This is a genomic window from Burkholderia sp. Ac-20345, assembly GCF_017104825.1.
GTDB classification, from domain to species: Bacteria; Pseudomonadota; Gammaproteobacteria; order Burkholderiales; family Burkholderiaceae; genus Burkholderia; species Burkholderia lata_B.
This window is the reverse complement of record NZ_JAAGPO010000025.1, coordinates 12,227-35,607: the sequence shown is the minus strand read 5'-3', so window position 1 is coordinate 35,607 and position 23,381 is coordinate 12,227. Positions and strand designations below refer to the sequence as shown.

General features: G+C 64.7%; 22 protein-coding genes and 4 tRNA genes. 3 read left to right on the top strand and 23 right to left on the bottom strand.

The genetic code is table 11. From position 1 onward, the window contains the following. Window positions 1-36: 36 nt before the first annotated feature. From G3O06_RS12210 to uvrC, 7 genes are all read right to left on the bottom strand, one after another. Complete coding sequence (locus G3O06_RS12210) at window positions 37-360, bottom strand: hypothetical protein (protein WP_205816171.1); 324 nt, start codon at window positions 358-360, stop codon at window positions 37-39. A 1,051-nt stretch (window positions 361-1,411) separates the two neighbouring features. After that, window positions 1,412-1,485, bottom strand: a tRNA-Cys gene (locus G3O06_RS12205). Between the two features lie 99 nt (window positions 1,486-1,584). Further along, window positions 1,585-1,660: transfer RNA gene (locus G3O06_RS12200), tRNA-Gly, on the bottom strand. Between the two features lie 51 nt (window positions 1,661-1,711). Next, window positions 1,712-1,787: transfer RNA gene (locus G3O06_RS12195), tRNA-Gly, on the bottom strand. Window positions 1,788-1,840: 53 nt separating this feature from the next. Next, a tRNA-Gly gene (locus G3O06_RS12190) sits at window positions 1,841-1,916 on the bottom strand. A 135-nt stretch (window positions 1,917-2,051) separates the two neighbouring features. Then, window positions 2,052-2,639: a CDP-diacylglycerol--glycerol-3-phosphate 3-phosphatidyltransferase gene (pgsA, locus tag G3O06_RS12185; protein WP_205816170.1), complete on the bottom strand. Its 588-nt coding sequence runs from the start codon at window positions 2,637-2,639 to the stop codon at window positions 2,052-2,054. 90 nt (window positions 2,640-2,729) lie between these two features. Next, window positions 2,730-4,763, bottom strand: a complete 2,034-nt coding sequence (gene uvrC / locus G3O06_RS12180; RefSeq protein WP_205816169.1) for an excinuclease ABC subunit UvrC — start codon at window positions 4,761-4,763, stop codon at window positions 2,730-2,732. A 76-nt stretch (window positions 4,764-4,839) separates the two neighbouring features. Here uvrC and earP point away from each other — a divergent pair, with 76 nt between their 5' ends. The 3 genes from earP (at window position 4,840) to G3O06_RS12165 (ending at window position 8,372) form a co-directional block, all read left to right on the top strand. Continuing rightward, complete coding sequence (gene earP / locus G3O06_RS12175) at window positions 4,840-6,033, top strand: elongation factor P maturation arginine rhamnosyltransferase EarP (RefSeq protein ID WP_205816168.1); 1,194 nt, start codon at window positions 4,840-4,842, stop codon at window positions 6,031-6,033. A 126-nt stretch (window positions 6,034-6,159) separates the two neighbouring features. Beyond that, the gene (gene efp / locus G3O06_RS12170; RefSeq protein WP_057928039.1) at window positions 6,160-6,717 is read left to right on the top strand and encodes an elongation factor P; all 558 of its coding nucleotides are present in this window, start codon (window positions 6,160-6,162) and stop codon (window positions 6,715-6,717) included. A 269-nt stretch (window positions 6,718-6,986) separates the two neighbouring features. Next, entirely contained in the window at window positions 6,987-8,372 is a 1,386-nt protein-coding gene (locus G3O06_RS12165) for a sigma-54 dependent transcriptional regulator (RefSeq protein ID WP_205816167.1), read from the top strand. A gap of 189 nt (window positions 8,373-8,561) precedes the next feature. Here the strand turns inward: G3O06_RS12165 and nagZ are convergent, their stop codons facing one another. The 16 genes from nagZ to acpP all read right to left on the bottom strand — a co-directional run bounded on the left by nagZ (window position 8,562) and on the right by acpP (window position 23,278). Then, entirely contained in the window at window positions 8,562-9,590 is a 1,029-nt protein-coding gene (gene nagZ / locus G3O06_RS12160) for a beta-N-acetylhexosaminidase (protein ID WP_175003453.1), read from the bottom strand. Between the two features lie 16 nt (window positions 9,591-9,606). After that, the gene (acpS, locus tag G3O06_RS12155; RefSeq protein WP_166957641.1) at window positions 9,607-10,035 is read right to left on the bottom strand and encodes a holo-ACP synthase; all 429 of its coding nucleotides are present in this window, start codon (window positions 10,033-10,035) and stop codon (window positions 9,607-9,609) included. Between the two features lie 72 nt (window positions 10,036-10,107). Continuing rightward, entirely contained in the window at window positions 10,108-10,884 is a 777-nt protein-coding gene (pdxJ, locus tag G3O06_RS12150) for a pyridoxine 5'-phosphate synthase (protein WP_031400031.1), read from the bottom strand. Next, window positions 10,881-11,717 (bottom strand): DNA repair protein RecO, encoded by an 837-nt coding sequence (recO, locus tag G3O06_RS12145; RefSeq protein ID WP_174915656.1) that lies wholly within the window; start codon window positions 11,715-11,717, stop codon window positions 10,881-10,883. The genes pdxJ and recO overlap by 4 nt, the downstream gene beginning before the upstream one ends. Continuing rightward, window positions 11,704-12,603, bottom strand: coding sequence for a GTPase Era (gene era / locus G3O06_RS12140; protein WP_174915655.1), 900 nt, complete (start codon window positions 12,601-12,603; stop codon window positions 11,704-11,706). Before era ends, recO begins: the two co-directional genes overlap by 14 nt. A gap of 60 nt (window positions 12,604-12,663) precedes the next feature. Beyond that, window positions 12,664-13,896, bottom strand: a complete 1,233-nt coding sequence (rnc, locus tag G3O06_RS12135; RefSeq protein WP_205816166.1) for a ribonuclease III — start codon at window positions 13,894-13,896, stop codon at window positions 12,664-12,666. A 152-nt stretch (window positions 13,897-14,048) separates the two neighbouring features. Continuing rightward, window positions 14,049-14,942, bottom strand: coding sequence for a signal peptidase I (lepB, locus tag G3O06_RS12130; protein WP_174983024.1), 894 nt, complete (start codon window positions 14,940-14,942; stop codon window positions 14,049-14,051). Between the two features lie 16 nt (window positions 14,943-14,958). Further along, window positions 14,959-16,752 (bottom strand): translation elongation factor 4, encoded by a 1,794-nt coding sequence (lepA, locus tag G3O06_RS12125; RefSeq protein WP_205816165.1) that lies wholly within the window; start codon window positions 16,750-16,752, stop codon window positions 14,959-14,961. A 193-nt stretch (window positions 16,753-16,945) separates the two neighbouring features. Next, the gene (locus G3O06_RS12120; protein ID WP_205816164.1) at window positions 16,946-17,182 is read right to left on the bottom strand and encodes a glutaredoxin family protein; all 237 of its coding nucleotides are present in this window, start codon (window positions 17,180-17,182) and stop codon (window positions 16,946-16,948) included. 7 nt (window positions 17,183-17,189) lie between these two features. Further along, a complete protein-coding gene (locus G3O06_RS12115; protein ID WP_205816163.1) occupies window positions 17,190-18,692 on the bottom strand; it encodes a DegQ family serine endoprotease in 1,503 nt (500 codons plus the stop codon). A gap of 16 nt (window positions 18,693-18,708) precedes the next feature. After that, a complete protein-coding gene (locus G3O06_RS12110) occupies window positions 18,709-19,761 on the bottom strand; it encodes a MucB/RseB C-terminal domain-containing protein (protein WP_175000523.1) in 1,053 nt (350 codons plus the stop codon). A gap of 5 nt (window positions 19,762-19,766) precedes the next feature. Next, a complete protein-coding gene (locus G3O06_RS12105) occupies window positions 19,767-20,384 on the bottom strand; it encodes a sigma-E factor negative regulatory protein (RefSeq protein WP_205816162.1) in 618 nt (205 codons plus the stop codon). Between the two features lie 86 nt (window positions 20,385-20,470). After that, on the bottom strand, window positions 20,471-21,070 hold the full coding sequence (rpoE, locus tag G3O06_RS12100; RefSeq protein ID WP_006490873.1) for an RNA polymerase sigma factor RpoE: 600 nt from the start codon (window positions 21,068-21,070) through the stop codon (window positions 20,471-20,473). 91 nt (window positions 21,071-21,161) lie between these two features. Then, window positions 21,162-21,626: a hypothetical protein gene (locus G3O06_RS12095; protein ID WP_174970299.1), complete on the bottom strand. Its 465-nt coding sequence runs from the start codon at window positions 21,624-21,626 to the stop codon at window positions 21,162-21,164. A gap of 12 nt (window positions 21,627-21,638) precedes the next feature. Continuing rightward, window positions 21,639-22,871, bottom strand: coding sequence for a beta-ketoacyl-ACP synthase II (gene fabF / locus G3O06_RS12090; RefSeq protein WP_174983014.1), 1,233 nt, complete (start codon window positions 22,869-22,871; stop codon window positions 21,639-21,641). Window positions 22,872-23,038: 167 nt separating this feature from the next. After that, window positions 23,039-23,278, bottom strand: a complete 240-nt coding sequence (gene acpP / locus G3O06_RS12085; RefSeq protein ID WP_004197638.1) for an acyl carrier protein — start codon at window positions 23,276-23,278, stop codon at window positions 23,039-23,041. Between the last annotated feature and the right edge of the window lie 103 nt (window positions 23,279-23,381).

Genomic DNA, 23,381 nt, shown 5'->3' with positions numbered 1-23,381 from the left:
ACCGAGTCAGGTTTCAAACCGGCCCCGCATGAAAGCTTACTTGAAATCTCCTGCTTGTCGAGCAGCCGCGCAAGTTGCAAATGCATGATTCCCTACCCGGTCATCGGACCCAACGACCACATAATAAGGAAGCGTGCTGCCATTTGCCGAGACAATATAATCCCAGCATTCCCCATCGCTGCCTCTGGTAATTTTTCTCGGACTTTCGACACGACGCACATCTTTACCAAACGCGCCATCCTTATTACTCGCTGCTCGCACAACAGGGCTACCAGCGGCATGGATGCGCGCCATACCGTCAGCACATCCCATCAGAACAACCGAGCTCAAGATCAAAACAGAAGAGAAAACGTATTTCATGACGATATTATTAAAAAATAAATAAATTGCGCTATTGCGAAATGAAGCAGTCGCGCCCGATCCGCGCAACTGCCGCTCGGCACTGACTTGGTGTTAGCTTGATACCGAATGGGTCCTGTCGGTGGAGCAGAAGTCGCTCGGCGAACTGCCGTGTTTGTAGATCGACAGCCCGGGCTGAACGGAAGCAGCCAGCCATCGGGCGAAATGGCATCAGACCTATGCCCGCAAGCCTGCGCAGCAGGCAGCTGTGTCATGCAATCGATACTCCCGCGCAGTAGCCGGGAAACCAATACCGGCCGATAGCGGCCTACCTGACAAACTGCTGACGCCGATTCTAACGATATCGACCTCCTTCAAATATGAACAAATGCAAAACGCAATCGCATCACATTATTTGCAGCGTCTTCATGCACCGTGGTGTATACGGAGCTGACGCCCACTAATTTTTCTGCATCAATAAATTCATGAAATTTTTGGAAATTCCTCATCGATGCTATCAGAAATGACGGACTAAGAGACGTCATTCGAGATGCATCTGGAACATTGATGTAAAGCACTTGGGCATAACGATCGCGAATCAGGATCGAGGGCGATTGCCAAGGGCCGATGCTGCCAATTCGACCCAAGCACGTCGAGCCGTTGGCGGCACCTCTGAAACCGGAACGTGTAAGCGCGCGACGAATGGAGCCACGATCCTGCGCGGCGGCGCCGGACTTGACGACGCAATCGAAGCAGCGTGCAAGCGAACCGACATTGCGTCGAATCGTAGACGGCGACAGGTGACGCTAGCGCTTCATGCCTGCCCCACTCCCAATCGCGCAACCCAGTCATCGTCAATGGTCGCAAGCGCTTTCGACGGCACTCGACCCGATAACGTGTTCAGCACCCGGGCGTCGGTCCGACACGGACATGCGACGCAAATACGCGCGAATCGCAGTGTGCTGAGTGGCTAGAGGCGACGTTGCACCACGCCAGGCGGTGGTCTTACATGAATGAATCGGCGCAGAAAAAAGAAAAGCCCCGCCGAAGCGGGGCTTTTTCTCTTTCTACTTGGAGGCGCGAGCCGGAGTCGAACCGGCCTAAACGGCTTTGCAGGCCGCTGCATAACCGCTTTGCTATCGCGCCAAAAGCGGACTGTCCGGATGCCGTGAGGCAAGCGACAGATTTTTATTCGAGGACCCTAAGTCCATCAAATAAAAAGGGAAGCTTGGCTTCCCCATTACTTGGAGCGGGAGACGAGTCTCGAACTCGCGACCTCAACCTTGGCAAGGTTGCGCTCTACCAACTGAGCTACTCCCGCATTGTCCTGCACCTGCAGCGCTTTGCCGTACAACACGCTGCCAGAAAAATCTGGAGCGGGAGACGAGTCTCGAACTCGCGACCTCAACCTTGGCAAGGTTGCGCTCTACCAACTGAGCTACTCCCGCATGTGTCCTGCATCTGCAGCGCTTTGCCGTACAACACGCTGCCAGAAAAAATCTGGAGCGGGAGACGAGTCTCGAACTCGCGACCTCAACCTTGGCAAGGTTGCGCTCTACCAACTGAGCTACTCCCGCGTATTGCTGCGCTACTGCTTCCCCGTCACACATTTACTTCGTCGTGCAGCGGAGAAGCGAGATTATGTCGAAGGCACATTCGTGTGTCAAGGGCTTTTCCAGCCCTTTTTCCAAAAACCTGCTCGACCGGACGCATCACGCGCCGCCGCGCTCCCGAATTTGCGGCCACGCGAGCTTCATGTAGTACATCATCGACCAGATCGTCAGCACCGCGGCGAGATACATCAGCCATTCGCCCCACACACGCGTGTCGATCGTCACGACGCCGAGCGGCAGCGGCCCGTAGAACAGCAGCATCGGAATCGCGACCATCTGGCATGCGGTCTTGAACTTGCCGAGCTGGTTCACCGCGACGCTCTTCGACGCGCCGATCTGTGCCATCCACTCGCGCAGCGCCGAAATCGCGATCTCGCGGCCGACGATCACGAGTGCGATCGCCGCGTCGACCCGCGAAATCTGCACGAGGATCAGCAGCGCGGCCGTCACCATCAGCTTGTCCGCCACCGGATCGAGAAATGCGCCGAACGACGACGTCTGGTTCCACTTGCGTGCGAGATAGCCGTCGAACCAGTCGGTCAGCGCCGCGAGAATGAAGATCGCCGCCGCCGCGAGATTGCGGTGCGCGCCGCCCATCACCGTGTCCGGCAGATAGAACACGCCGACGACGAGCGGAATCAGCACGATCCGTACCCACGTCAGGAAAATCGGGAAATTGAACGGCATGGCATGCGGGACAGTAAAGGATTCGCAATTGTGCCGTGTCGACCGGCCTGCCACAAGAACGCTAGCAAGGCAGCCGGCCGCACGGCCGCGTCAGTGAAGCTGCTTGTAGATCTGCTCGGCGAGCGCGTGCGAGATGCCCTCGACGCTCGCAAGTTCCTCGACACTCGCGGCAACGACGCCGCGCAACCCGCCGAACCGCGCGAGCAGCCGCTGCCGGCGCTTCGCGCCGACGCCCTCGAGCTCCTCGAGCCGCGACGTCTGGCGCGCCTTAGCCCGCTTCGCGCGCATACCGGTGATCGCGAAGCGGTGCGCCTCGTCGCGGATCTGCGCGACGAGCATCAGCGCGGCGCTCTCCTTGCCGAGTTCGAGCGGCGTGCGGCCGTCCGCGAACACGAGCGTCTCGAGGCCGACCTTGCGCCCCTCGCCTTTCGCGACGCCGACCAGCATCGACGTGTCGAGACCGAGCTCGGTGAACACCTGGCGCGCGATTTCGACCTGACCCTTGCCGCCGTCGATCAGCACGATGTTCGGCAGCAGGCTCGACGCCTCGGCCTGGCGCGTCGACTCGCCGTCGATGCCGGCCGCATCGTCGGCAGCAGCCGCCTGCGCGGCCTGCTCGACCATCTTCTCGTAGCGGCGCGTGAGCACCTGCCGCATCGCCGCGTAGTCGTCGCCCGGCGTGATCCCGGTGATGTTGTAGCGGCGGTATTCGCCCGACTGCATCTTGTGATGGTGGTAGACCACGCACGACGCCTGCGTCGCCTCGCCCATCGTATGGCTGATGTCGAAGCATTCGATCCGCAGCGTCGCGAGATCGTCGCATTCGTAGCTGAGCGTTTCCGCGAGCGCACGCGTGCGCGCCTGCTGCGAGCCCTGCTCGGACAGCAACCGCATGAGCGCGATCTGCGCATTCTGTTCGGCCATCGACAGCCACGCACGCCGCTGCCCCTGCGGCTGCCGCACCAGCGACACCTTGTGGCCGGCCTGCTCGGACAACAGCTCGAGCAGGTCGCGGCTCGCGGGCGCATGACTCACGACCAGCACGGGCGGCACACGGTTACCGAGATAGTGCTGCGCAATGAACGCGTCGAGCACCTCGGCTTCGACCGACGCCGCCGCTTCGCCGCGCGTGCGGCCGGTTTCTTCCGCGGGCAGGTCGGGCAATGCGCCGGTGGCCGCATCGGCCGCCTCCGCCAGCTCGGACTCGTCGCCGATACCGCCCTCGGCGAGCGTCAGCGCGCTTTCGACGTGCGTCGGGAAATACGCCTTGTCGCCGAGATGCCGGCCGCCACGCACCATCGCGAGGTTCACGCACACGCGCCCGCCCTGCGCGACGACAGCCAGGATGTCGACGTCACTGTCGCTGCCGACCTCGATCGCCTGCTGGTGCAGCACCGTCGCGAGCGAGCTCATCTGGTTGCGCACGGCCGCCGCCTGCTCGAATTTCAACTCGGCCGCGAACGCGTGCATCTTCTGCTCGAGCTCCTTCATCACTTCGGACTGCCGGCCGAGCAGGAAACGCGCGGCGTTCGATACGTCGATCGCGTAATCCTCGTCGGAGATCGCGCCGACGCACGGCGCCGTGCAGCGCCCGATCTGGTGCAGCAGGCACGGCCGCGTGCGGTTGTTGAAGACCGAATCCTCGCAGGTGCGCAACTGGAACACGCGCTGCAGGATCTGGATGCTCTCGCGCACGGCCCAGGCGCTCGGGAACGGCCCGAAATACTGGTTCTGCTTGTCGACCGAGCCGCGGTAGTAGGCCATCCGCGGAAACCGGTGTGCGGTGAGTTTCAGGTACGGATACGACTTGTCGTCGCGAAACAGGATGTTGTAGCGCGGCGCGAGCGCCTTGATCAGGTTGTTCTCGAGCAGCAGCGCCTCGGCCTCGGAACGCGTGACGGTCGTCTCGATGCGTGCGATGCGCGTGACCATCATCGCGATGCGCGGCGACAGTTGCGTCTTCGTGAAATAGCTCGATACGCGCTTCTTCAGGTCGCGCGCCTTGCCGACATAGAGCACGGCGCCCGCCGTGTCGTAATAGCGATAGACGCCCGGCATGTGCGGCAACTGCGCAAGGATCTTCTTCGGTTCGAACGGGGTATCGGAAGCTTCAGGGGATGTCATGCGTGATCCGGGCGCCTTGTAACGCGGAACGGGTCTATTAGAATCGCCAGTTTAGAGCATTCACCGGCCCGCTTCGATGCCACGCACCACCGCTGCCCCCCTGCCCGCCGCGCCGCTCGCGCCGGGCGAACCGATCGCCTGCGACCTCTTCTGTACGGTGGTCGACAATTTCGGCGACATCGGCGTCTGCTGGCGCGTCGCGCGCCAGCTCGCACACGAGCACGGCTGGCAGGTTCGCCTGTTCGTCGACGACCTGCGCACGTTCGCGCGCCTGCTGCCCGGGGTCGATCCCGACACGGGGCGGCAAACGGTCGACGGCATCGTGGTCGAGCACTGGCATGCCGAAGTGGGCGACGCGCTGGAGATCGCCGACGTGGTGATCGAAGCGTTCGCGTGCGAGCTGCCCGGCGCGTATCTCGCGGCGATGGCGCGCCGCGAGCGGCGCCCCGTGTGGATCAACCTCGAATACCTGAGCGCCGAGGACTGGGTCGCCGATTTCCATCTGCGGCCGTCGCCGCATCCGCGCTACCCGCTGCTGAAGACGTTTTTCTTCCCCGGCCTGTCGGCCGGCACCGGCGGCGTCCTGAAGGAGCACGACCTCGATGCACGCCGCTCGGCCTTCGAAGCCGACGCGGCGGCACGCGACGCATGGTGGCGGCGCGCGACCGGCGGCCCGTCGCCGGCCCCCGGCACGACGGTCGTCAGCCTGTTCGCGTACGAGAATCCGGCCGTCGAAGCGCTACTCGAGCAGTGGCGCGACGGCCCGACACCGGTCGTCGCACTCGTGCCGGCCGGCCTCGTGTCGCCCGCCGTCGCGCGCTTTTTCGGGGTCGAGTCGTTCGGCGCGGGCACGCATGCGCGCAGCGGCAACCTGACGGCACACGGGCTCGCGTTCGTCCCCCAGGCCGACTACGATCCGTTGCTGTGGGTGGCCGACCTCAATTTCGTGCGCGGCGAGGATTCGTTCGTCCGGGCGCAGTGGGCCCGCAAGCCGTTCGTGTGGCACATCTACCCGCAGGCCGACGACGTGCACCTGCCGAAGCTCGACGCGGCGCTCGCGCACCTGTCGGCCGGCCTCGCCGACGCGCCGCGCGCGGCGCTCGAGCGGTTCTGGCACGCATGGAACGGCATCGGCACGCCCGACTGGGCCGATTTCTGGCAACACCGCGCCGCACTGGACACCAACGCGTCCCGCTGGGCCGATGCGCTCGCGGCCGTCGGCGATCTCGCCGGAAAGCTGGCGGAATACGCAAAATCTCAGTTAAAATAAGCGGTTATCCGACGGCTGACCAGGCAAGCGCTCGCTTTTGGCGTCCACCGGAACGCACGCTTGCACCGTCAGCCGTTGCGCAACGCTCAGGCACCTATTTATTTGATTTGATCAGGACAGTTTTTTATGAAAACCGCACAGGAACTCCGCGTAGGCAACGTCGTGCAGATCGGCAGCGACGCATGGGTCATCGCCAAGGCCGAATACAACAAGTCGGGCCGTAACTCCGCCGTCGTCAAGATGAAGATGAAGAACCTGCTGACGAACGCAGGCCAGGAATCGGTCTACAAGGCTGACGACAAGTTCGACGTCGTCGTGCTCGACCGCAAGGAAGTGACGTACTCGTACTTCGCCGATCCGATGTACGTGTTCATGGACGCCGACTACAACCAGTTCGAAGTCGAAGCGGAAATGATGGGCGAAGCGCTGAACTACCTCGAAGACGGCATGGCTTGCGAAGTCGTGTTCTACAACGAGAAGGCAATCTCGGTCGAACTGCCGACGGTCCTCGTTCGCGAGATCACCTACACGGAGCCGGCAGTCAAGGGCGACACGTCGTCGGGCAAGGTGCTGAAGAACGCGAAGCTCGCAACGGGCTTCGAGCTGCAAGTGCCGCTGTTCTGCAACACCGGCGACAAGATCGAAATCGATACGCGTACGAACGAATACCGCAGCCGCGCGTAATCGCCAGCGATACCCGCATCGAACAAAGCGCCCTTCGGGGCGCTTTTTGTTTGTCCGGCGCCAACAAGCGAGCCTCCGTCAGGCTCATGTAAAGCACAAAATCCACCGGTAAAGATATTCAATTTGTATCATCGGTAACTGTTTTATAGCGCTGGAGAAATAATGCTCGTTACGCGTTCAGCGGGGCATAAAATCAGTTTTTAATCTGACATGCGGCTGCGGCCCCGTTGGCCGACAGCCCGCCTCTCTTGACTCGACTCGCGTCCACCATGCCACACGCCCTGATTGTCGAAGACGATCCCAACAGTCTGTCCGGCCTCACCGCGCTGCTTGCCGCGGACGGCTTCTCGGTCGACACGGCCACGTCGCTCGCCGAAGCGCGCACGGCGCTCGGCCGCTCGATTCCCGACGTCGTTCTGGTCGACCTGAACCTGCCGGACGGCAGCGGGTTCGACCTGCTCCAGCACCTGCCGCAGCAACAGCCGAACGGCTCGCTGCCCGTCATCGTGCTGACGGGCAATGCGACGGTCGAGAGCGCCATCGAGGGCCTGCGTCACGGTATCTGGGACTACCTGCTGAAGCCGATCAACATTCCGCGCCTGCGCAGCCTGCTCGCGCGGATCCCCCGTCCGTACGAGCTGATCGACGAAGTGCAGTCGTTGCGCGCCTCGCTGCGCCATCTCGGCCGCTTCGGCGCGCTGGTCGGCCGCAGCGACGCGATGCAGCACGTGTACGACATGATCGAGCACAACGCGCGCACCGAAACCGCCGTCCTGTTCTCGGGCGAAGCCGGTACCGGCAAGAAGCTGGCCGCGCGCACGCTGCATGACCTGAGCCGGCGCCGCAAGGGGCCGTTCGTGTCGTTCGACTGCCGGACGATCGCGCAGGCCGGCCGGCACGGCACATCGCTCGACAGCGTGCTGTTCGGCCATGAGCGCGGCGCGTTCGACGGCGCCGAGCGCCGCGAATCGGGCCTGTTCGAGCAGGCCGGCGGCGGCACGCTGTTCCTCGACGAAATCACCGCGCTGCCGCTCGTGCTGCAGGAAGCGCTGCTGCATGCGCTCGATTCGCAAAACTTCATGCGAATCGGCGGCACGAGCTCGATCACGAGCGATTTCCGGCTGATCGCGACCACCCGCCGCCCGGCGCGCGAAGCGGTCGCGAACGGCACGCTGCGCGAGGATCTCTGGTTGCGCCTCGATGCGGCGTCGATCACGATGCCGCCGCTGCGCGATCGCGACGGCGACGCACTCGCGATCGCGGATGCGCTGATCGACGAACTGAACCGCGAAGCGCGCGCGACCGGCCGCAGCACGACCGACAAGCGCGCGGCGCCGGGCTTCGTGCGCGAATGCCTGTCCTACGAATGGCCGGGCAACGTGCGCGAGCTGCAGGAGCGCGTACGCTTCGCGTACGACGCATCGGGCGACTTCATCGAAACGCTGCGTGCGGGCGAGCCGAGCTTCTCGGCCGGCGCCGCGCTGAACGGCAGCAGCGTGCAGATCAAGGTCGGCACGCCGTTGTCCGACGTCGAGGATCTGCTGATCCGCGCGACGCTCGACGCAGTCGGCGGCACGCGCCACCGTGCGGCGACGCTGCTCGGCATCAGCCCGAAGACGCTGTACAACAAGCTGCAGCGGATGAAGGTGAACTGAGCGGGCGATGACGCTTGCAGGCACTGGCAGGGATTGACCGTTAGTTGCGTTAAAGCCCGCTTCGCCGACCTGCATGACGCTTGAAGCTGCCCGGTTCGCGCCTGCAGCAACCCATGAAAAAGCCGCGCAACAGCGCGGCTTTTTGTTTCGACAGCCTGAATGGCGCACCCCGCGCCATCCCCTCCCCGCTCAGGCCAGTGCGCTGTTCAACAGCGCCTGCGCCTGCAAATACTCGGGTTGCGCGATCAGCTTGTCCCACTTGAGCGCCTTGCCGCGTGCGCGCATCCGCTTGATGCGCCGCACCGACTCGTCCGTTGCCCGCGCTTTCAGCCCGTTCAGCACGACCTCGGCCGCATCCGGCTGGTTGCAGACGAGCACCATGTCGCAACCGGCAGCGAGCGCGGCGTCGGCCGCCTGCGTGAGCGTGCCACCTTCGCGCGCGGCCTCCATCGACAGGTCGTCGCTGAAGATCGCGCCCGTGAAGCCAAGCCGCCCGCGCAGGATGTCCTGCAGCCACACGCGCGAGAAACCGGCCGGCCGCTTGTCGACCTGCGTGTAGATCACGTGCGCGGGAATCACCGCGGACAGCGACAGGCCGAGCCAGTCGTACGGCGCGACGTCCTGCTTGAGGATCGCATCGAGCGTGCGGTCATCGGTCGGCAGTGCGACGTGCGAGTCGGCCTCCGCGAAGCCGTGCCCCGGGAAATGCTTGCCGCAGTTCGCCATCCCGGCGAGCGACAGCCCGTGGTTCAGGCTTTTCGCGAGCAGCGTGACGACGCGCGGGTCGCGATGGAACGCGCGATCGCCGATCACTTTCGAGTGCCCGTAGTCGAGATCGAGCACGGGCGTGAAGCTCATGTCGATCCCGCATGCACGCAGCTCGGCAGCCAGGATGTAGCCGACGGCCGTGGCGACCTTCGTCGCGAGCAGCACGTCGCGATCCCACAGCTCGCCGAGGCGGCGCATCGCGGGCAGCACCGTGAAGCCGTCGGTACGGAAACGCTGCACGCGCCCGCCTTCGTGATCGACGGCGATCAGGATGTCTTCGCGCACCGCGCGGATCGAGTCGGTCAGCGCGGTCAGTTGCGCGCGGTTCTGGAAGTGCCGCGCGAACAGGATCACGCCGCCGGTATTCGGATGCGCGAGGCGCCGCGCATCATCGCGCGACAGGGCCGTGCCGACGACGTCGAGCATGACCGGGCCGGGAGTCGTTTTCATCGAATCAAAAATTCCGTCAGGAGGAGGTTCGGGAAACAGGTGCAGGCGCGGCGTCCGTCTCTGCGACCACGAACGACACCGCGTAGTCGCGTTCGTCGCTGACCGTCACGCGCGCCGTGATACCACGGGCGGCCAGCCAGTCGGCCAGCTCGCCCGATGCGACCACGTACGGCTCGCCGCTCGGATGGTTGAGGGTCTGCAGCGCACGCCACGTCATCGGCCAGTGCATGCCGAGCCCGATCGCCTTCGAGAACGCTTCCTTCGCGGAAAAGCGCGTCGCGAGGAACGCGATGCCGCGTACCTCGGAACGGGCGCGGCGCGCATGGAACACGCGCAGTTCGTCGGGGCCCAGCACCTTCTCGGCAAACCGGCCGCCCGTGCGTTCGAGCACGGCCGCGATGCGGCTCACCTGGGCGATGTCGGTACCGATGCCGTAGATCGCCATGTCAGTACGCGCCGGTGCGACCCGGCAGGGCCGGGTCAGGCATGACGCGCGACGCGCAGCGGCACTTCATCTTCAGCGCGCGCCGCCGTGCAGCGCGGCAACGCGTGCGGCGACCATGATCGCCTTCATTTCGCGCACCGCGTTGTCCCAGCCTGCGAAGATCGCATGCGCGACGATCGCGTGACCGATGTTCAGTTCGACGATGCCGTCGATCGCGGCGATCTGCTGCACGTTCGTGTAGTGCAGGCCGTGACCGGCATTGACCTTCAGGCCGAGTTGCGCGCCGGCCTGTACGCCCGCGACGATGCGCTCGTATTCGCGCTGCTGTTCGGCTTCGTCATGCGCCTCGGCGTAACGGCCCGTATGCAGTTCGATCACCGGCGCGCCCGCTTCGTGCGCGGCACGGATCTGCGTTTCGTCAGGGTCGATGAACAGCGACACGCGCACACCCACGTCGGCAAGCTGCTTGCATGCCGCACGCACGGCCTCGAAGTGGCCGGCGACATCGAGACCGCCTTCCGTCGTCAGCTCCTCGCGCTTCTCGGGCACGAGGCACGCGTCGTGCGGGCGCACTTCGCATGCGATATCGAGCATCTCGGCCGTCACCGCGCACTCGAGGTTCATGCGCGTCTTCAGCAGCGGGCGCAGCTTGCGCACATCGGCATCGACGATGTGGCGGCGATCCTCGCGCAGGTGCAGCGTGATCGCATCCGCACCGGCTTCTTCGGCGGCGAGCGCCGCGCGGATCGGATCGGGATAGGTCGTACCGCGCGCATTGCGCAGCGTCGCGACGTGGTCGATGTTCACGCCGAGGTCGATGGCGGTGGGCGTTGTCAGGAAGAAGCTCATAGGTTTTGCAGGTCGATCAGGATCTGACGCGTGGCAAGCGGCGTACCGCCGAGATAGGTGTTCAGCAGGAAGCGCATCAGCGTCTTGCTTTGCGCAACCGTCTGGGCTCGATGGTAATCGTCCTGCTCCATGTCGAGCAACGTCTGTCCGGAAATGACCGGCCAGTGCGACGGCACGTCGTCGTCCGCATTGCGCACGCCGCGCTCGGGATCGAACACGTAGCGGCGTTCAGGCTCGACCGCGCGGCGCGCGACCGTGCGGTTCAGCGCCATCGCGTAACCGGTCTCGCGCAGCAGCACGCGCTCGAACGAGCGCAGCACCTGCACCGCCGGCTCGCCGTGTGCGAGGCGCGTGAGGGTCAGCACGTAATGATTGAAGAGCGGCGGCTGGGGATCTTCGCGCGCGCAGAATTTCACGAGCAGTTCGTTCGCGTAGAAGCCGCACAGCAGCCCGTCGCCGCCGAGCGGCAGCATCCCGCCGACCCACTCGGCGCCGGTGAGCGTGCGCACTTCGGATTTGCCGGACCAGGACAGCAGCAGCGGCTGGAAGGTCTGCAGCACGCCGCGCAACGCGGAGTGCGGGCGCTTCGCGCCCTTCGCGACGAGCGCGAGCCGGCCATGATCGCGCGTCAGCACGTCGATGATCAGGCTCGTTTCCCGATACGGGTAACTGTGCAGCACGTACGCCGGCTGCTCGGCGACGCGGAAATCGGACGTGCGAGACGTCGCGCGCCGCGCCTTGCGCGGCGGTTCGGGCGGTGCCGGCAGCGGCGCGTCGTTCGCGCCGGCCGTCACCGCGTCTTCGGTCGACGTCAGCGCGTCATTCGTACCCATAGGCGCGCAGCCCCGCCTCGTTGTCGGCCCAGCCGCTCTTCACCTTCACGAAGGTCTCGAGGTACACGGGGCCGTCGAACAGCTTCTCCATGTCCATCCGCGCTTCGGTGCTGATCTGCTTGAGCTTCTCGCCCTTCTTGCCGATCACCATCGCCTTGTGCGTATCGCGTTCGACGAGGATCGTCGCGAAGATGCGCTTCAGGCGCCCTTCCTCCTCGAACTTGTCGATCAGCACGGTGCTCGTGTACGGCAGCTCGTCGCCGGTCCAGCGGAACACCTTCTCGCGCAGGATTTCGGCTGCGAGAAAACGCGAGCTGCGGTCGGTCAGCTCGTCCTCGCCGTAGATCGGCGCGCCTTCCGGCAGGTACGGCTTGATCGTCTCGAGCAGACGCTTGATGTCTTCCGGCCGCTGCGCCGACAGCGGTACGAGTTCGGCGAATTCGCGCAACTCGCTCATCTTCTGCATGAACGGGAACAGCGACGCCTTGTCGGTCACGCGGTCGATCTTGTTCGTGATCAGCAGCGTCGGCATGCCCGGCGGAATCAGGTCGAGCACCTTCTGGTCGTCGGGCCCGAAGCGGCCGGCCTCGATCACGAACAGGATCAGGTCGACCGACGTCAGCGTCGACGTGACCGCGCGGTTCAGCGAACGGTTCAGCGCGGTGCTGTGGCGGGTCTGGAAGCCCGGCGTGTCGACGAACACGAATTGCGCGTCGTCGAACGTGTTGATGCCGGTGATGCGGTGGCGGGTCGTCTGCGCCTTGCGCGACGTGATGCTGATCTTCTGGCCGACGAGTGCGTTCATCAACGTCGACTTGCCGACGTTCGGGCGGCCCACGATCGCGATCATGCCGCAACGGAAACCGGTAGGAGCGGGAGTGTTCATATCGTTTGGGAGACTGGTTCGGAAACGGCCGCGCGGCGCGCGGCACGATCGATGGGCAATTCAGTGGTCGGCATCGGCCACGCGCGCCTGCGCGGCAGCGAGGCTCGCGCCGCCCGGCGGCGTATCGGAATCCGGTGCCGCGGCATCGCGTGTGCGCGCAGCCGCACGCGAAGCGGGGTCGGTACCGGCGGAAGACTTGTCGGCGGACGCGGGCGCGGATGCCGGATCGGCTGACTGGCCAGCCGGCTTGTCGGCTGCGCGTGCAGCAGGCAAGGCTTCCGCAGGCTTCTCCGCGGCTTTGTCGGCTCGCTCGGCCGGCTTGTCGGTAGCCTTGTCGGCCGCCGGCTTCACCGCCCGTTCGCCCTTTTCCGCAGCCGCGTCGACATGCGCCGCGCGAATCGCGGCCATCGGCGCCGCGGCCGGCTCGGTACCGGTCGCAGCGGCTGCCGCGGGCGCCGCACCGGCCGCCCTAGCCTCGCGCGCCGCCGCGCGTTCCTTCCGCTCCGGCGAGCGCAGGTCAAGCGCTTCCTGCACGCCCTTCACGCCCGGCACGATTTCGGGTTCGACATGCTTCGACCCGCGCGCGTTTTTCGAGCGCTTCGGCTTCGCGGCCAGCATCGGCGCGGCCGCCATCACCTCATCGAGCGCCTTCTTCGCGGCGGCCTGCTCGGCCGCGCGCCGGCTCGCACCGGAGCCCGACACCTTCACGTCGAGCTTCGGCACCGTGCATTCGACTTCGAATTGCTGATTGTGCGCCGCACCATGCGTCGCGACCACCGTGTAGGTCGGCAGCGCAATCTTGTGGCCCTGCAGGTATTCCTGCAGCAGCGTCTTCGCGTCCTTGCCGAGCGTGCGCGGATCGATGTGGTCGAGAATCGGGATATAGAGGCGCTTGATGACCCCTTGGGCGGCTTCGAAGCCGCCATCGAGGAACACGGCCCCGATGATGGCTTCGAACGCGTCCGCGAGGATCGACGGGCGCCGGAACCCGCCGCTGCGCAGTTCGCCCTCGCCAAGCCTCAGCCCGTCCGAGATATTCAGGGCCTGAGCAATTTCGTACAGCGACTGCTGTTTGACGAGGTTGGCGCGTACGCGCGACAGATCGCCTTCGTCCAGCTTGCTGAAACGCTGGAACAAAAGGGCAGCCACCGCGCAATTCAGAACGGAATCGCCGAGAAACTCGAGCCGTTCGTTGTGCGTGGCACTGTGACTACGATGGGTCAAAGCCTGGCGCAACAATTCCGCATTGCGAAATTCGTAGCGCAGCCGGCTTTCCAACTGGGATAGGGGCATGTGCAGGAGTATAACGCGGGCGCCGGTCGGGCCGAAACGGCACGGCCGGACGCGAAAGGCGTGACGAGGCGGTGTTACCGCCGGTTCTTAAAGTAGTTCGGCAATACGCGACGCGGCCCGTGCGTCGCGTATTGCGAGTGAGTCGAATGCGATCAGTTGAAGGAACCGATGCGCTTCAGGTCGCTGAAGTTCATCCAGATGAAGAACGCGCGGCCGACGATGTTCTGGTCCGGCACGAAGCCCCAGTAGCGGCTGTCCGCACTGTTGTCGCGGTTGTCGCCCATCATGAAGTAGTGACCGGGCGGCACCTTGCAGATCACGCCGCGGCTGTTGTACGTGCAGTTGTCGCGATACGGATAGTCGTATGCGCCCATCACGAACGGCGGCACGGCCGGGTTGTTGAGGATCGCGTTCTTCTTGTTGCCGATCGTTTCTTCGAACTGCTTCGCGTAGTTCTGGCGCTCGTCGTCGAAGAAATCCGGCAGCGGCGTTTCGGGCACCGGCTGGCCGTTGATCGTGAGCTGCTTGTCCTGGTACGCGACGGTATCGCCCGGCAGGCCGATCACACGCTTGATGTAGTCGACCGACTCGTCCTTCGGATAACGGAACACGACGACGTCGCCGCGCGACAGCGGGCTGCCCTGCGTGATCTTCGTGTTCGTGACCGGCAGACGCAGCCCGTATTCGAACTTGTTGACGAGGATGAAGTCGCCGACGAGCAGCGTCGGCACCATCGAGCCCGACGGAATCTTGAACGGCTCGACGACGAACGAACGCACGACGAACACTGCCAGGATCACCGGAAAAAAGCTCGCCGTGTACTCGAGCCACCACGGCTGACGCAGCTTTTCGTCACGCAGCTTCGAACGCGTCTGCACGGCGTTTTCATCCGCGAAGCGCTTGTCGATGCGCGACTGCTGGCGATCGAACTCCTCGATCGCCGAGTCGGCCGCCTTGCGCCGTTGCGGCAGGAACACCAGTTTGTCCAGCACCCACGCTACGCCCGTCAAGACGACGAGCACAAAAAGAATCAGCGCAAAATTCATAAAAGGATCAGTCCTGTTATTTGTCTTCGACGCGCAAGATCGCAAGGAACGCTTCCTGCGGGATCTCGACCGAACCCACCTGCTTCATTCGTTTCTTACCCGCTTTCTGCTTTTCGAGCAGTTTCTTCTTTCGCGAGATGTCGCCGCCGTAGCACTTCGCGAGCACGTTCTTGCGCAGCGCCTTGATGTTCTCGCGGGCAATGATGTGCGCGCCGATCGTAGCCTGGATCGCCACATCGTACATCTGACGCGGAATGATCTCGCGCATCTTCGCGGCCACTTCGCGGCCGCGGTACTGCGACTTCGAACGGTGGACGATGACCGACAACGCATCGACCTTGTCGCCGTTGATCAGCATGTCGACCTTCACGACGTCGGCCGCGCGGTATTCCTTGAACTCGTAATCCATCGACGCATAGCCGCGCGACACCGACTTCAGGCGATCGAAGAAATCGAGCACGATCTCGGCCATCGGGATCTCGTAGGTCAGTTGCACCTGACGGCCGTGATATTGCATGTTGATCTGCGATCCGCGCTTCTGCTCGCACAGCGTGATCACGGAGCCGACGTAGTCCTGCGGCATGTACAGGTTCACCGTGACGATCGGCTCGCGAATCTCCTCGATCTTCGGCGGCTCCGGCATCTTCGCCGGATTCTCGACCTTGATGATCGCGCCGTCGCTCATCATGACCTCGTAGACAACCGTTGGCGCGGTCGTGATGAGGTCCATGTCGAACTCGCGCTCGAGCCGCTCCTGCACGATTTCCATGTGCAGCAGGCCGAGGAAGCCGCAGCGGAAACCGAAGCCGAGCGCCTGCGACACTTCCGGCTCGTACTGCAGCGACGCGTCGTTCAGCTTCAGCTTTTCGAGCGATTCGCGCAGTGCGTCGTACTGGTTAGCTTCGACCGGATACAGCCCCGCGAACACCTGCGGCTTCACTTCCTTGAAGCCCGGCAGCGGCTCGACGGCCGCCTTGGTCACGTGCGTGACGGTGTCGCCGACCTTCGCTGCCGTCAGTTCCTTGATGCCGGCGATGATGAAACCCACCTGCCCGGCCGACAGCGTTTCGAGATTGCGCGACTTCGGCGTGAACACGCCGATGTGCTCGACCGGATACTGCGCGCCGGTCGCCATCAGCTTGATCTTGTCCTTCGGGCGCAGCGTGCCGTTGACGATACGTACGAGCATCACGACGCCGACGTAGTTGTCGAACCACGAATCGATGATGAGCGCCTGCAGCGGCGCGGCCGGATCGCCCTTCGGCGGCGGCACCTTCGCGATCAGCGACTCGAGCACGTCCTCGACGCCGAGCCCCGTCTTCGCGCTGCAACGCGTCGCGTCGGCCGCGTCGATGCCGATCACGTCCTCGATCTCCTCGATCGCGTTCTCGGGGTTCGCGGCCGGCAGGTCGATCTTGTTCAGCACGGGCACGACCTCGACGCCGAGCTCGATCGCCGTGTAGCAGTTCGCGACCGTCTGCGCCTCGACGCCCTGGCTTGCATCGACGACCAGCAGTGCGCCTTCGCACGCGGACAACGAACGGCTGACTTCGTACGAGAAGTCGACGTGCCCGGGCGTGTCGATCAGGTTCAGGTTGTAGACCTTGCCGTCGCGTGCGCGATAGGACAGTGCGGCTGTCTGCGCCTTGATCGTGATGCCGCGCTCGCGCTCGATATCCATCGAGTCGAGTACTTGCGCCTCCATTTCACGGTCGGCGAGGCCGCCGCATACCTGGATGATGCGATCCGCGAGCGTCGACTTGCCATGGTCGATGTGCGCGATGATCGAGAAATTGCGAATATGATCCATTCAGTGCCGATCAAGCGAAAAAGGCGCGCTCGACGACTGCAGAGCACGCCTTGTGTAAGTCGGTGAAAAAACAGCTTATTTTAGCCGAAAAGGCCTTTGCCGGGCGGTATTTCGGGGAGCCGTGCTCCGCAGTGCCCGGCCGTCCGGGAAAGTCACGCGCGAAGCGACGCCGACCGGCGACATGCCAGGCTGCTCACCGCCGGGCCGCGAGCGCGTCGCGCACCCGCGCGTCGTCGAACCTGTGGCGGCATACTTCCGCCCCGTCCAGCAGCAGCACCGGTACGTCCTCGTCGTAACGAGTGACGAGCGCTTCATCGGTGTCGATGTCGACGTAATCGACCGCGACGCCGAATTCGGCCGCCACCGGCGCCAGTGCGTCGCGCATGTCGTCGCACAGGTGGCACCAGCCGCGGCCGTAGAGCGTGAACATCGGCGCTTTACTTCTGGCGCGGCCGCACGGGCACGAACTGCGTGTTGTCGCCACGCCGCACGAGCACCGCGACCGCCTTCTGCGGATCGAGCTGCGCGGTCACTTCGGCGAACTGCTTCGCGTTCGTGATGTCGGTGTCGCCGACGCGCAGCACGATGTCGCCGCGCTGCAGGCCCGCACGGGCGGCCGGGCCGTCGACACCGTCGATCTGCACGCCGCTCTTCAGCTTCAGCGTCTTCATCTGCTCCGCCGTCAGGTCGCTGACCGTCAGACCGAGCGAATTGGCCTGGCGCGGCTTCTGCGGCGCGTTCTTGCGCTGCTCGGCCTTCGCCGTCGTTTCGGCCGGCGTTTCCGCGATCGTGATCGGCAGATCACGTGCCTGACCCTTGCGCCACACGCTGACCGTCGCCTTCGTGCCGGGCTTCGTGTCGCCAACCATGCGCGGCAGGTCCGACGCCGCATCGACCGAGCGGCCATTGAACTTCAGGATGATGTCGCCCGGCTGGATGCCCGCCTTGTCGGCCGGACCGCCCGGCTCGACGCCGCTGACGAGCGCACCCTCGGCCTTCGGCAGCCCGAGCGAATCGGCCACGTCCTTCGTCACCTCGCCGATCGCGACCGCAATCCGGCCGCGCGTGACCTTGCCCGTCGCCTTCAGCTGGTCGGCCACGCGCATCGCCTCGTCGATCGGAATCGCGAACGAGATGCCCATGAAGCCGCCGGTACGGCTGTAGATCTGCGAGTTGATGCCGATCACCTCGCCCTGCATGTTGATCAGCGGGCCGCCCGAGTTGCCGGGGTTCACGGCGACGTCGGTCTGGATGAACGGCAGGTAGTCGCCCGTGTTGCGGCTCTTCGAGCTGACGATGCCGGCCGTCACCGTGTTGTCGAGGCCGAACGGCGAACCGATCGCGACGACCCACTCGCCGACGCGCACCTTGTTCGAATCACCGATCGCGACGACCGGCAGGTTCGACGCCTGGATCTTGACGACCGCGACGTCCGTACGATCGTCGACGCCGACCAGCTTCGCCTTGAATTCGCGCTTGTCGGTCAGCGTCACGTAGATGGTGTCCGCATCGTCGACGACGTGCGCATTGGTCATCACGTAACCGTCGGCCGACACGATGAAACCCGAGCCGACGCCGCGATTCTGTTCGGTGTCGGGCGAATTGTCCGGCGTCGGCGCGTTCTTCGGATTGCCGCCGCCATTGCCGCTACCGTTGCCGGGCGCCTGCGGCAGCGGAATGCCGAAGAAGCGCCGGAAGAATTCCGACATGTCGCCGTTGTCGAAACCCGGCGGGAGCATCCCGCGCGGGCCGCTGCTCGTCGGCACGTTGGCGGTGGTCCGGATGTTCACGACGGCCGGCCCGACCTTTTCGACCAGGTCGGCGAAGTCGGGCAGGCTGGCAGCGGGAGCCGTCACCGCGAACGCGGTATGCGGCACGAGCGGCAGGCAGGCAGACAGCGCCGCCGCCGCGAGCCATTTGCGCAGCGTGAGTTTCATCATGTCGGAAGCCGTAGCGTTACTTGGAAGCCTTGTATTCTATGGCAGACGCGAACTGCTGCAACGTAGCCGGCGGCACTTCGCCGAGCACGGTGATCCAGTAGTCGCCGCGGCGCTTCACGAGAACGTTCGTTGCACCGGTGCTGCCCGCGCCTTCCTTGCGCGTATTCTTTTCGGCCGGCTCGATGAAAACCGAGATCGTCGCGAGGCCATCGGTGAAGACGGCCTGATCGACCGGGATCGGCGGCTCGCCCGCGTCGCGCGCGGCCATCGGCCGGCGCACTTCACGAATCTTCTGGAAACCGGCCACGCTCGGGGCGAGTTGCCAGCCCTGTGCTTCCATGTCGACCGTCGCGACCGGCGGGCGTACGACCGTCCAGCCGTTCAGGTTGCGCATGCCGGCCGCGATCGCGGCCTTGTCGCCGCTTGCACCGCCCGTCTGCAATTGCGAGAACGCGATCTGCTCGAGCACGTGATCGTTCGCATCGAGCGTCTGCGAGCGCAGCAGCAGCCCCGTGCGCGTGTCAGCCCACAGCTTGTACGTGAAACGGTACGCATCCTTCGGCACGAGTTCGACGACCTGTGCATCGATCCCCGCCACTCGATCCTTGCCGAGCGACTTCGCGTCGTAGACGGACATCACGTGCTCACCGCTCGCGCCGAGCAGCGCGGGGAACGAATCGCGCGTCTGACGGCGCTCGACCACGCACAGCTTGCGCTCCGGCACGAACGTGTACAGCTCGTCGTTATGCCGCAACAGCTTGCGCGGCTTGCCGTCGAGCGTCTCGATGCGTTCGAACTCACCGTCGCGGGACGCGACGTGCGCGATGCGCGACGACTGCACATACCCGCCGCGCTGGTAGACGAACGTGCCTTCGTAGCTCTGCTGCTGCGCCGCCTGCTGGACACGGTCGAGCCAGTCGGCGGCACCCTTGCGGGTCGCGACGGGATCGTCCGGTTGCTGGGCGCTGGCGGGAAGGGATTGAACGGACAACAGGGCGGCCGCGCAAAGCAGGAGGGCCGGCAGCCGCTTCCATCCGGAGATGGCGTGATTCAACTGCAATGTCCGCATCGGGTTTATTGGCCTGGCGTGGTGGTCACGGCAGCGCGGATCAGCGGCATCGAACCCGTGACGACGGGCTGCTGCGCGAATTGCTGATGCGCTTCAAGGTATTGGTCGAGGCTGGCGTCGCGAATGATGTTGACGTCCTGCAGGCCCGGCTGGGCCGATGCTTGCGCAACCGTCACGCGCTGCAGGTTGCCGCCTTGCGGCGCACCGGCCGACGCGACCTGGACGGCGCCCGGGGCACCGGCCGTCTGCATTTGCGGGACGACGATCCACGTCAGCGTGGCCGCCGCGGCAGCAATCGCGAACGCGGGCACGACGCGCCGGCGCAGCGACAGCAGCTTGCGCGCGACGGGTGCGGCTGCCGGCGCGAGCAGGTGCGGCTCGCTTTCGAGCGCGGCCGACATGCGCGCGGTGAACGCGACGCTCAGCGCGGGCGACAGCGCGAGCTCGTCCGAGCGCAGCGCATCGCCGATCAGGTGGTAATCGGCCCACGCAGCGCGATCCGCGCGGTTGAGCTCAGCCAGAAACTGCCCGGTCTCCGGGCCATCGAACATTTCGCCGTCGACCAGCGCGGAAAGGCGCTCGCCGCGCGAGCACGCTTGTGACTGCGTATTGACCGACCCCATGATGCTCCCCATCTTGCACACCCCGTCGTGACTTCACGACTCTATCCGTAACTAGACCCCGACCCGCGTCGCTCCGCCTGTCGCGCTTACCAGCGCTTGCCTTCGGGCGTATCGAGCAGCGGACGCAATTTGGCAGCGATTGCCTCGCGTGCGCGGAAGATTCGCGACCGGACCGTCCCGATCGGACAGCCCATCATTTCCGCGATCTCTTCGTAGCTCAGGCCCTCGATCTCGCGCAGCGTAATTGCCTGGCGCAGTTCTTCGGGCAGCAGAGCCATTGCAGCGTTTACCGTCTCGGCAATCTGCTTGCTCATCAACATCGATTCAGGCGTGTTGATATCCCTTAGTTGGTCTGCGTCGGAGAAAGTTTCCGCTTCCTCCGCATCGGCCTCGGTCGAGGTCGGCGCCCGGCGGCCTTGCGTCGCAAGGTAGTTCTTCGCCGTGTTGACGGCAATTCGGTACAACCACGTATAGAACGCCGATTCGCCGCGGAATTGCGGCAGCGCACGATACGCCTTGATGAACGCGTCCTGGGCCACATCCTCGACCTCGGCGGGATCCCGCACGAGGCGCGAGATCAGCCGAATGATCTTGCGGTGGTATTTGGAGACCAGGAGTTCGAACGCTGCCTTGTCGCCCTTCTGTACGCGCTCGACCAGAGCCTGATCGATTTCTTTTTCACTCACCTGACAAATCCGTTAACTAGGGATGCAACGCGGAGCGTTATTGTAGCGTTCCCGCGCCGGCCGCTGGTTACGGTCCGTAACCGCGCCGCCGTCATGGCTGCCCCGCCGCGCCCGCCGTTCTCGCCAGCACGGAAAGCGCGCTGAACGATGCGGCGTCGAGCGCATCGGCCGGAATCAGCAGCGGCCGGGCCCGCCGGGCACCCTGCCCGACCGACAGCACCAGCAGCAAGCTGCTCCAGTGCGCATGGCCCGTCACACGGCCGCGGGCCAGCAGGCGCCCGGTGCGGCCAAACGCCGCGATTTCCCCGAACGCATCGATCCGCAGTTCGGCCGGCAGCCGGCGGGCACAGGCCCGCGCAGCGCACACGGCCAGCAGCGCAGCCGTCACGGCCGACACGCATGCGCCGGCGGCAGCGCCCGCACGCGGCGCCCAGAACAGGTAGGCCGACGCGGCAGCCGACGCGACGAACGCGGCCAGCACGACATACGACACGGCCGAGGCCCGCAACGCAAAGCGCTGCGGACGCCCGGCCGGAGCATCGAATGGACTCGTCAAGCGATTGCGGCGTCAGACGCGCTTGAACACCAGCGTGCCGTTGGTACCGCCGAAGCCGAAGTTGTTCTTCACGGCGACGTCGATCTTCATGTCACGCGCGGTGTTCGCGCAGTAATCGAGATCGCACTCCGGGTCCTGGTTGAAGATGTTGATGGTCGGCGGCGACACGTTGTTGTGCAGCGCCAGCACCGTGAACACCGATTCGAGGCCGCCCGCGCCACCCAGCAGGTGGCCCGTCATCGACTTCGTCGAGTTCACGACGATCTTGTACGCATGCTCGCCGAAGGCCGCCTTCACCGCGTCGGACTCGTTCTTGTCGCCCAGCGGCGTCGACGTGCCGTGCGCGTTCAGGTACTGGACCTCGTCGGCGTTCAAGCCGGCGTCGCGCAGTGCCGCGACCATGCAGCGGCGCGGGCCGTCCATGTTCGGCGCGGTCATGTGGTACGCGTCGCCCGTCATGCCGAAGCCCGAGACTTCCGCGTAGATCTTCGCACCGCGTGCCTTCGCCGCTTCGTACTCTTCGAGCACCATCACGCCGGCACCCTCGCCCAGCACGAAGCCGTCGCGGTCCTTGTCCCACGGACGGGACGCGCTGGCCGGATCGTCGTTGCGGGTCGACAGCGCACGCGCTGCCGCGAAGCCGCCGATGCCGAGCGGCGACACCGTCGATTCGGCGCCGCCTGCAACCATCACGTCGGCATCGCCGGCCTGGATCAGGCGCGCTGCAAGGCCGATGCTGTGCAGGCCGGTCGTGCAGGCCGTGACGGCCGCGAGATTCGGGCCCTTCAGGCCGAACATGATGCTCAGGTGACCCGAGATCATGTTGATGATCGAACCCGGCACGAAGAACGGCGAAATCCGGCGTGGGCCACGATCGACGTAGGTCTGGTGCGTATCTTCGATCATCGGCAGGCCGCCGATGCCGGAACCGACCATCACGCCGATGCGTTCCGCATTGGCTTCGTTCACTTCCAGCCCGCTGTCCTTGACGGCCTGGATGCCGGCGGCGATGCCGTAATGGATGAACGTATCCATGCTCCGGGCTTCCTTCGCCGGGATGTACTCCTCGGCGCTGAAACCCTTCACTTCGCCCGCGAAGTGGACGGCGAGGTTCGACGGATCGAACTTCGTGACGGTGGCAATACCGGACTTGCCGGCGACGAGATTGGCCCAGCCGTCGGCAACATTATTGCCAACAGGCGAAATCAGCCCAAGGCCTGTAACAACAACACGACGGCGGCTCACGGTAACCTCTTTTCCATTATTGGATGACAAAAACAAAAGCCACAGTGGCCACAGGAACCAGCCCTGCAAGCCCTGTGGCTGTTAGTCCATCCGGCGCGAAGCCGGCAGGATGGCGCGTCAATCGCGAAGATCGCGGCGACGTGGCGGACAAGCGCGAAAGGCGCCTGTTACGCCTTGACGTTTGCGCGAGCGTAGTCGATCGCTTGCTGAACGGTCGTGATCTTCTCTGCTTCTTCGTCCGGGATTTCCATGCCGAACTCGTCTTCCAGAGCCATCACCAGTTCGACGGTGTCGAGCGAGTCGGCGCCCAGGTCGTTCACGAACGAAGCTTCGTTCTTGATCTCGGCTTCTGCGACGCCCAGTTGTTCAGCGACGATCTTCTTGACACGTTGTTCGATGTTGTCCATTACCCCTCCGAGGGAAAGTTCAGATTTACAAGTGCGCGCATTTTATCAGGTTTGCTGACGCCAAAACGCGCGTTGGCTTGACGGTCTATCAAGCGCCTATCCG